The sequence below is a fragment of the Blautia sp. aa_0143 genome (genome assembly GCF_004167315.1).
Lineage (GTDB): Bacteria > Bacillota > Clostridia > Lachnospirales > Lachnospiraceae > Blautia_A > Blautia_A fusiformis.
Map to the genome: position 1 here is coordinate 126,576 of NZ_RCXU01000008.1, position 9,487 is coordinate 136,062.

The following is a 9,487-nucleotide window of genomic DNA, read 5'->3' on the forward strand; positions in this document are numbered from 1 at the left end:
GGGGCATTATGAAGAATCCTTTACGTAAACGTATCCCCAGGGAACTGAAGGGGGAATTTGGAAAATATCTGGTGGTTTTCCTGCTGATGGTACTGACTATCGGGTTTGTGTCCGGCTTTCTGGTAGCCGATGGAAGCATGCTGAAGGCTTATAATGAGAGCTTTGATAAATATAACATCGAAAACGGAAATTTCCGTACTGCGGAAAAGATTTACAGTTCTCAGTGGAAGGATATTGAAGCTGCCGGTGTTAAGCTCTATGAGAACTACTATATAGAAGAAGATCTGGATAACGGAAGCACCATGCGTTTTTTTAAAAACCGTGAGAAGGTGAATAAGGTCTGCCTGATGAAGGGAGAAATGCCGTCAGGGCAGGGCGAGATCGCCATTGACCGTATGTATGCGGATAACAACAGTCTTAAGGTAGGAGATACCCTGATCAGAGGTGAAAAATCCTGGAAGATCACAGGCCTGGTGGCACTTTCGGATTACAGTGCCCTGTTTCAGAATAATAATGATTCCATGTTTGATTCTGTAAAGTTTGGTGTGGCGATCGTAGCCACGGAGGAATTTGAAAATCTGGATCAGGAAAAGCTCCGGTACAATTATGCATGGATATATGATCATCAGCCAAAGAACGAAAAAGAGGAGAAGAAAGTTTCCGAAAATCTCATGGAAGACATTGGCAAAGTGGTAGCTCTGGAAAGCTTTGTCCCACGTTATCTTAACCAGGCGATCATTTTCACCGGTGATGATATGGGCGGAGACAGGGCAATGGTCATCACGCTTCTTTATATTGTGATCGTGATCATGGCTTTTGTGTTTGGAATTACCATCAGCAATACGATCCGAAAGGAAGCCGGTGTTATCGGTACGTTACGTGCATCCGGTTATACCAGACGGGAGCTGATCCTTCATTATATGACGCTTCCGGTTCTGGTCACGCTGGCCGGTGCCCTGATCGGAAATATTCTTGGATATACCGTATTTAAGGGTGTATGTGCGGACATGTATTACGGGAGCTATAGCCTGCCGACTTATGTGACCGTATGGAATGCAGATGCCTTTCTTCTGACAACCGTAGTTCCGGTCATCATTATGATACTGATCGATCATGCGGTGCTCAGGTACCGCCTGCAGCTTTCGCCTCTGAAGCTTCTGCGAAGGGATTTTTCCGGTAAAAAACAGAAACGTGCAGTGTATTTAAGCCCGAAGATAGGAATTTTTTTCAGGTTTCGCCTCCGGGTGATCTTTCAGAATGTCAGCAGTTATCTGGTGCTGTTTGTGGGAGTTGTTTTCGCAAATCTGCTGCTGTTTTTCGGAATGCTTCTTCCGTCTGCGCTGGATCATTATCAGCTTGAGATCCAGGAAAATATGCTGGCGAAATATCAGTACATGCTTTCGGTTCCGGCAAGTGCCTATTCAGGAAATAAAGCGGATGCCATGAGTTCTCTTATGGAATATTATATGGATACCAGAACGGATAATAAGGATGCGGAAAAATTTTCTGCATATTCCCTGAATACCATGCCTGGTAAATATAAAAGTGAGGAGATCACTCTCTATGGTGTGGAGCCGGATAGCAAGTATATCCGTGCAGATCTTTCGGGAGAGGGTGTTTATATTTCCAGTGCTTATGCAGATAAATTCCGGATCAAGGAGGGCGATACCATAACTTTGAAGGAAAAATACGAGAAGGATGAGTATTCCTTTAAAGTAGATGGAATCTATGATTATGCGGCAAGCCTCTGTGTATTTATGGAAAGAGATAAACTGAATGAGGCGTTTGATCTTGAAGATGATTATTTTGGAGGATATTTCTCTGATACAGAGATCCGGGATATCCCTTCAAAATATATCGGCTCTGTCATTGATCTGGAAGCTCTTACAAAAATATCCAGGCAGCTGGATGTCTCCATGGGAGATATGATGGGAATGATGTATGGATTTTCCGTGATCATTTTCCTGGTGGTGATCTATCTGCTTTCCAAGGTCATCATCGAAAAAAATGCCCAGTCGATTTCCATGACCAAGATCCTGGGCTATACAAATGGTGAGATCAGCCGTTTGTATATACTTTCCACATCACTTGTGGTGGTGTTCTGCCTGCTATTAAGCCTTCCGGTTGAACGGCAGATCATGGAAGTGCTGTTCCGCGAGATGATGCTTTCCAGTATTTCGGGATGGATTACCATGTGGGTGGATCCCATGATCTATGTGAAAATGACAGCGATCGGAATCGCAGCCTATGCAGTGGTAGCAGTGCTGGAATTCCGGAGGATCCGTCATGTGCCCATGGATGAAGCACTGAAAAATGTGGAATAATATGTGACATCTGTATATATATCTGGAAAAATAATTCAGGATATCCGGAAATTTTACAGAATATGCAACAGGATCAGGAGTATGTGTGGTTTAACTGAATGCGGATGTTTTTATCCGCTTGAACAGTTATCTGTGAATAACCACATATACTCCTTAAATATTCATAAATTTTCCGGAATACTGGAAATATTACTACAAACTTGTTATAATAATCCCATACTTCCCGTTGGAGGGAATAATTCAAACAGGAAATCAGGTGAGGAACATGGCAGGCAGAAAGAAGGATCCGCTGTATAAAAGCTTCGGATATGCGTTTCAGGGGATTTTTACCTGCATCCGCAAGGAAAGAAATATGAAGATCCACTGTATGGTGGCAGCGCTTGTGGTGATCGCAGGACTGATCCTTGGGATTTCCGTGACAGAGTGGTGCATCTGCCTGGGGCTGTTCGGAATGGTGATGGCGCTGGAGCTGGTGAATACGGCAGTGGAAGCTGTTGTGGATCTGGTCACAGAGGAACGTCACCCACTGGCAAAGATCGCCAAGGACACAGCAGCCGGAGCAGTACTGATCGCAGCGATCATGGCAGCGATCGTCGGACTGATCATTTTTGTTCCCAAGGGACTTGCTTTTCTGGGAATATGACAGGAACAGAAAACTTTTGTTTCAGGATAGGGTCTGGTGTCGGACTGTGGTGTGATGGTCCGGCAGCTGCCGGTTTCAGGAAAGGAGAAAATATTATGGAATTAGGTGAAGGACTGAAGAAAATTTTATTGGTGGGTATTGGTACAGCAGCAGTGACAGCAGAGAAATCCAAAGAAATCCTGGATGAACTGGTAAAAAAGGGTGAGCTTACGGTTGAACAGGGTAAGGTTCTTAATCAGGAGCTGAAGCATAACATCAAATCAACGGTTAAGACAGCTGCTGATTCTGTAAAGGAATCTGCAGCCAGAAAGAATGATCAGGAAGAACTGAAGGCAACGATTTCCAGGCTGACACCGGAGCAGCTGGCTGCTGTGAAGGCGCAGATCGAGCGCATGCAGGCCGAGGCTGCTGAGGAGAAAGCCGAGACAGCAGAAGAACCGGCAGAGGAAGCTGTACAGGAAGCTTCTGCGGAAACAGAAAATGCAGAAGATACCGGGAGCGAAGAACAGGCAGCAGAGTAACCGACTGCGGATCGCAAATATCCGCTTGACTAAACGATAACGCAGACGAAGCAGTAAATGGAGAAGTTTATGGGCAGAGAAGAAAAGGAGAAAAAAGAGAAAGGCGGATATGGAGAACGGCTGAGAGAGATCACAACCGTTCTGAAAAAACATGCCATTACCCGGGGTGTTTCTCCTGAGAAGCTCCGGCTCATACTGGAAGATCTGGGCCCAACTTATATTAAGTTGGGTCAGATCATGTCTCTTCGTTCCGATATTCTGCCGAAACGCTACTGCGATGAGCTGATGAAACTCTGCTCGGATGTGCCGCCCATGCCGTTTTCCCAGGTGATCGAGGTTCTTGAGGAATCCATGGGATGTCCATGGCAGGAGGAATTTCAGCATATTGAGCAGAAACCTCTGGGAGCAGCATCGATTGCCCAGGTGCATCGGGCCACGCTGAAAACAGGTGAAGAGGTTGTGATCAAGGTTCAGCGAAAAGGAATCTATGAGACCATGGCCAGGGATATCGGCCTGATGCATAAAGCAGTGCGCCTGATGCCGCCGGTGAGCATTAAGGGCATGGTGGATCTGAACATGGTTTTAAGTGAACTGTGGACTGTGACTCAGGAGGAGATGAATTTCCTGACGGAAGCTGCAAATATGGCGGAATTTGCAAAAAAGAACAAAGATGTGGCTTTTGTTAAAGTACCGATCCTCTACCGTGAGTATATTTCGCCGCATATTCTTGTGATGGAATATATTGACGGTTTTGCTGTCAATGACAAGGCTGCGCTTCTGGCCAATGGTTATGATCTTAATGAGGTCGGAACGAAATATGTGGATAATTTCATCAAACAGGTGATGGAGGATGGCTTTTTCCATGCGGATCCACATACGGGAAACGTGCGGATCCAGGATGGAAAGATCGTCTGGATCGATATGGGAATGATGGGGCGGCTTACAGAGCACGATCGTCAGCTGATCGCAGAAGCTATTGAAGGGGTTGCCATGAACAACATCGGCAAGATCCAGGATGCGGTCCTGGCTCTTGGGGAGTTTAAAGGCAAACCGGATTCCAGCAAGCTTTATGAGGATATCCGCGGACTTATGGAGAAATACGGTACTGCGGATATGGGGAACATTGATGTGGCTGAAGTGATGGTGGACCTGATGGAGGTCATGAAAGAAAATAAGATCATGATGCCTCACGGACTGACTATGCTTGCAAGGGGGCTGACTCATGTGGAGGGGGTTCTGGCTGAGATATGTCCGGACATCAATATGACACAGATTGCTGCGGCAAGGCTCAAGGAGCAGCTGTTCAGCAATGGGAACTGGAAGCGTGAGATAAAAAAAGAAGGAAAAAATCTTGCCTGGTCCCTGAAACGTGCAGTGGATATTCCTTCTCTGGCAGCAGATTTTCTTCAGGGCTGTATGAAAGGGCAGACAAAGATCAATCTGGATCTTCATGCCTCGGATGATCTGGCGTGGCTTTTGCGGCGGCTGGTGCGGAATATTGTGATGGGGCTGTGGGTGATGGCACTTCTGATCAGTTCCAGCATTATCTGTACTACAGATATGAAACCAAAGCTGTGGGGGATTCCGGCGTTGGGGGCTTTTGGCTATGTGTTTGCTTTTATTATTGTTTTGTATGTGTTTATCAAGCATTTCTTTTCAGGAAAAAAATAAAAGACGGAGATCATTTGCAGAGTCTGCGGGATGGTTTCCGTCTTTTTTTGCTGTTATGGAATTGTTTCGGTCTGCTGTTATAACTGCGATTAGGAGCTATCATCTTCCGACCAGCTGGTAAAGGACGGAGTGCGGGTGTTTGGTCAGGTGTAGATGGTTCCGCTGTAGGCTTTGCGGAATTCCCTTGGGGTGTAGCCGGTTCCCTGGCGGAAGTAGTTGCAGAAGGAGGGAGCGTCCCGGAAGCCGCAGGAGAGAGCTGCTTCTGTGATGGTGCAGGAGGAGGAGCAGAGAAGCTGGGCTGCCATCTGGAGGCGGTGTTTCAGGAGATATTGTTTTGGGGAGGTGTTTTCATGTTCCATGAAGATCCGGTAAAGATAGGAACGGTCGATTCCTACGTAGTGTGCCACGTCTGAAATCTGGATGGGGTAGGCATAGTTGTTTCTAATGTATTCGGAGGCTTTCTGAAAGTACAGGTTTGAGATGTCGGTCCTGCTTTCGGAGGGCTTTTTTTGCATGTCGGATAATATCAGGAGGAGGTTTCCTGTGGAGGCAAGGTCGTTTCCGTTGTTTTCGGAAAAGGTGTCAAGTAGGCTTTGCATGTGGGTGAGGAGGCTGTTTTGCCGGGAGGGTGTTTCCGGGGTGAAGATTGGGGTGTCGGAAAATACGGTTTGTTTCAGGATTTCTTTGCAGGCGGAGCCGTCAAAGCCTGCCCAGGCATAGCTCCAGGGGTCGGAGGTGTCGGCGCGGTAGTAGATGGAGTCCATGGGGCGGATGAGAAAGGCGTCGCCTGCTTTCAGATGGTAGGTGTGGCCGCTGCACTGGTAGATGCCTTTGCCGTGGAAGATCACGTGGAGAAGGTAGTGTGGGCGCATGGCCGGGCCGAAGGAGTGGTTCGGACCGCAGTCTTCCTGGCCGCAGAAGTAGACGGAGAGGGTGTGCTGGGTTTGGGTTTCTTTGGAATCGTTTTTCATTTGGGTGGCCTCCTGTTTTTGGGTTATTCAACAAAAACGCAATTTTGGGTCACAAAATGGGATGGAATGTTGTATGAGGTGATTATACAATATTGGGTGTGGGAAGGGCAAGGATGGATATGGATATACGGACGCCCGTGAGGTGTGTGCTGCCTGTCGGCGGGGCTTCGTCGGGGGCTGACTTCTAAGCCGCTGAAAATCTGCTAAAAGCGCTTTAAAAATTCTCGAACTCGCGTCTGAAGCCGCTCAGACAGCGAGAATTTTTGAAGCAACGCAGATTTCCACCGGCTAAGAATCAGCACCCCTCCTGCAGAGTCCGCCGACAGGCAGCACACACCTCACGGGCTGGTATTTCAGGGCGGAAGGGATAGAGTGGCGATGGCGGGAGGGATTACAGGTGAGGAGGGAAGGGGATGGAGAAAATGTGGCTGGCGGAGAGGGGATTTGGTTCAGAGTGGGAATGGTGGTGTTTTCCCGGGAGTTGGATGAGTCATCAGCGCTACGCTGGATGACTGGGACGAAAGGCAGAGTTTCCCTGTGGTCTGCCGGGGAAGAATGGGTCGAGGCGTTTCGCTGTCGACTTGGAGGTGAGTTGTTGTGGCAATGCAGTGGCGCCGGGATGAGATATCAATACATAGGAATATAGAGGAACACAGCGGAGCAGGATGAATACATCGGTGTAGCGTAGCATTATCAATACCGTAGAATACATCGCCGTGCCAATACATTAACACATTTCCACAGCGTACGACAATATAGCGTGCCCGGAAAGGGGGAGTGCGAGGGGGAAAAGCGGGCTTCGCAACTCTGAGTGTTTTCTCCCTCGCAGATTTCCTCCGCTTTGAAAAGCGGATAAATTTACACTAATACCCCCAAAAATAACCTCAACATTAAAAAAATAGATTTACATATAAAAGGAGGAGCCTCAACATGAAAACAACTATATTAAAAAACGAATTCTGGTACGGTGGTGCAGTCTATGAAGGCTACCGCCAGCCCGTAGGTGCAGACGACATTGTGGACTGGGATTTCCGCGAAAACCCAACCCACAATCAGATCATGCCTTTATTCCTTTCCTCGAAAGGCCGCTACATCTGGAGCGATGCAGGTTTTCACATTTCTTTCAGAAATGGTGAGATCCTGGCGGAAGGTCCGGAACCTATCATTCTGAAAGATGGCTTCAATGATCTGCGAGGTGCATACCTGGCAGCCATGAAAGCGCATTTTCCATTTCATGAGATCAAACTTTCAGACAGGTTTTTCAAAGTACCGGTATACAATTCCTGGATCGAACTTACCTATTATCAGACCCAGAAGAATATCCTGAAATATGCAAAAGGTATTCTGGAAAATGGTTTTCCATCCGGTGTTCTGATGATCGATGATGGCTGGTCTCCTTATTATGGAAGGTGGCAGTTCAGGGGGGATAATTTCAAGGATGCGAAGGCGATGCTCAAAGAATTGCATGAGATGGGATTTTCTGTGATGCTGTGGATCTGTCCGTTTATTACTCCGGATACGTTGGAGTTCCGGGAGGCTAGGGATAAGCATTTTCTGATTGAAACTCCGGAGGGAAAACCTCGTATCCTGGAGTGGTGGAATGGGTATTCTGCAGCTTTGGATCTGACGAATCCGGATGCGATGAAGTGGCTGAAGGATCAGCTGGATGTTCTGACGGATATGGGTGTGGATGGCTTTAAACTGGACGCGGGTGATCCTTGTTATTATCATGCGGGTGATAAGCTGTTCCGTGATGTTTCTACGGATGAGTTGTCCAGGCTTTGGGCTGAGTTTGGAGAGCAGTTTGCGTTTAATGAGCTGAGAGTGTGTTTCCGGGCCGGGGGTTATTCTCTGATGCAGAGACTTTGTGATAAGCAGACGAAGTGGGATGAGAGTGGTATTGCGGGATTGATCCCGGATACGTTGCTCCAGGGGCTTACTGGGCATCCTTTTGGCAGTCCGGATATGATTGGCGGGGGTGAGTATACCTGCTTTTTGAATGGGAATGAGAATGCGTGTACGCCGGAGATGTTTGTGCGGTATGCACAGATCGCGGCTTTGATGCCGGTGATGCAGTTTTCGGCTTCTCCGTGGAGGGTGCTGCCTGAGGCGGATTTTCAGAAGGTTAAGGCTGCGCTGGCGCTCAGAGAGAAATGTCTGCCGGAGATTTTCAAGGCTGTAGAGTGTGCGAAAGTTACTGGTGAGCCGATTGCCCGTTCTATGGAGTTTGTTTTCCCTGGACAGGGTATGGAGAGGGTGATGGATCAGTTTATGGTTGGTGATGCGCTTTTGGTGGCGCCTGTTTGGAAGCAGGGGGAGGTTGTCAGAAGTGTGACTTTGCCTGAGGGGCAGTGGAGGTGTGTTAGCCTTGGAGAGACTGAGGGTGATGTACTGAATGGTGGCCGGAATGTGGTTCTTGGTGAGAATGATGGGCTGGTTGTTTTGAGGAGAGTGTAGGACAACGCACAACAATTGCGTGCCCGGAAAGGGGGAGCGCGAGGGGGAAAAACGGGCTTCGCAACTCTGAGTGCTTTCCCCCTCGCAGATTTCCTCCGCTTTGAAAAGCGAAAATACTATATCTAAAAATACTATATCTAAATAAATAACAATTTTCCCAAGCTTTTCATCACAAAAGCGAAATATCCTCCTCCGGAGGAAGCAGCTTCTTAAAAAATCGATACAACAGCATCGAATTTATAAAAGCTACAAGTCCAAATCCAAAGAAAAACCAGCAGCATGCGTAAAGTGGCTGTAGCTTTGCATCGAGATATGTCATATACAATGGAAAGATCGTGATCACCGCAATGGCGATCGTTGTGGGGAAATGCATAAATGCCAGCAGAAATGCATTTCTGCAAAGTGCCCCCAGTGTATTAGCAAAGGTTGCGATCACCGGGAATATGTATAGAGTAAAAATTATCAGCAGAGTCAGAACTCCCACAGAAAGATAAAACAGCATATGTGCAGCGCTTCCTTCTGCATGGAGCAGAAAGCGTATATTCAGGATGATCACGGCTCCGGCAGCAAGGATCAGCAGCCATATGATCAGTGACTGTTTGAAGTTTTCCTTAAAAGCTCTGAAAAATGTTTTCGTTGTGCCGTTGTTATTCCCCTTTACGGTACGCATCATGCAGTGATAAAGGGCGGTCAGTGACGGCCCAATGGTGATCACGGGGATGCAGCAGAGAATAAAAAGAAGATTGGCGATCACGATGTCACCCAGCTTGTTGAGAAATACATGGACGACATTATCTTCATTTAAAAGATTCATAACGAAATACCGTTACTGAAAACTTATAAAAAGTTATAAACTTCTATGTTTCATTCCTACTTCAACGAGTATGCTTTTGATGATAT

The 9,487-nt window shown here is 47.2% G+C and carries 7 protein-coding genes; 5 read left to right on the forward strand and 2 right to left on the reverse strand.

Going from position 1 to position 9,487, the window contains the following annotated elements:
- Window positions 1–8 precede the first annotated feature (8 nt).
- The 4 genes from EAI83_RS05700 to EAI83_RS05715 all read left to right on the forward strand — a co-directional run bounded on the left by EAI83_RS05700 (window position 9) and on the right by EAI83_RS05715 (window position 5,159).
- Window positions 9–2,324, forward strand: coding sequence for an ABC transporter permease (locus EAI83_RS05700; protein ID WP_129974748.1), 2,316 nt, complete (start codon window positions 9–11; stop codon window positions 2,322–2,324).
- Window positions 2,325–2,589: 265 nt separating this feature from the next.
- A complete protein-coding gene (locus tag EAI83_RS05705; RefSeq protein WP_021652500.1) occupies window positions 2,590–2,967 on the forward strand; it encodes a diacylglycerol kinase family protein in 378 nt (125 codons plus the stop codon).
- A gap of 95 nt (window positions 2,968–3,062) precedes the next feature.
- The gene (locus EAI83_RS05710) at window positions 3,063–3,488 is read left to right on the forward strand and encodes a hypothetical protein (protein ID WP_180211336.1); all 426 of its coding nucleotides are present in this window, start codon (window positions 3,063–3,065) and stop codon (window positions 3,486–3,488) included.
- Window positions 3,489–3,557: 69 nt separating this feature from the next.
- Window positions 3,558–5,159: an ABC1 kinase family protein gene (locus EAI83_RS05715; protein ID WP_129974749.1), complete on the forward strand. Its 1,602-nt coding sequence runs from the start codon at window positions 3,558–3,560 to the stop codon at window positions 5,157–5,159.
- A gap of 143 nt (window positions 5,160–5,302) precedes the next feature.
- On the opposite strand, the gene EAI83_RS05720 is transcribed toward EAI83_RS05715, so the two are convergent.
- Window positions 5,303–6,130, reverse strand: a complete 828-nt coding sequence (locus tag EAI83_RS05720) for an AraC family transcriptional regulator (RefSeq protein WP_110104211.1) — start codon at window positions 6,128–6,130, stop codon at window positions 5,303–5,305.
- 930 nt (window positions 6,131–7,060) lie between these two features.
- Between EAI83_RS05720 and EAI83_RS05725 the strand changes: the two genes are divergently transcribed.
- Entirely contained in the window at window positions 7,061–8,587 is a 1,527-nt protein-coding gene (locus tag EAI83_RS05725; RefSeq protein ID WP_015526056.1) for a glycoside hydrolase family 31 protein, read from the forward strand.
- Between the two features lie 169 nt (window positions 8,588–8,756).
- Here EAI83_RS05725 and EAI83_RS05730 read toward each other — a convergent pair whose 3' ends face one another.
- Window positions 8,757–9,401, reverse strand: a complete 645-nt coding sequence (locus EAI83_RS05730; protein WP_118513235.1) for a YesL family protein — start codon at window positions 9,399–9,401, stop codon at window positions 8,757–8,759.
- Window positions 9,402–9,487 lie beyond the last annotated feature (86 nt).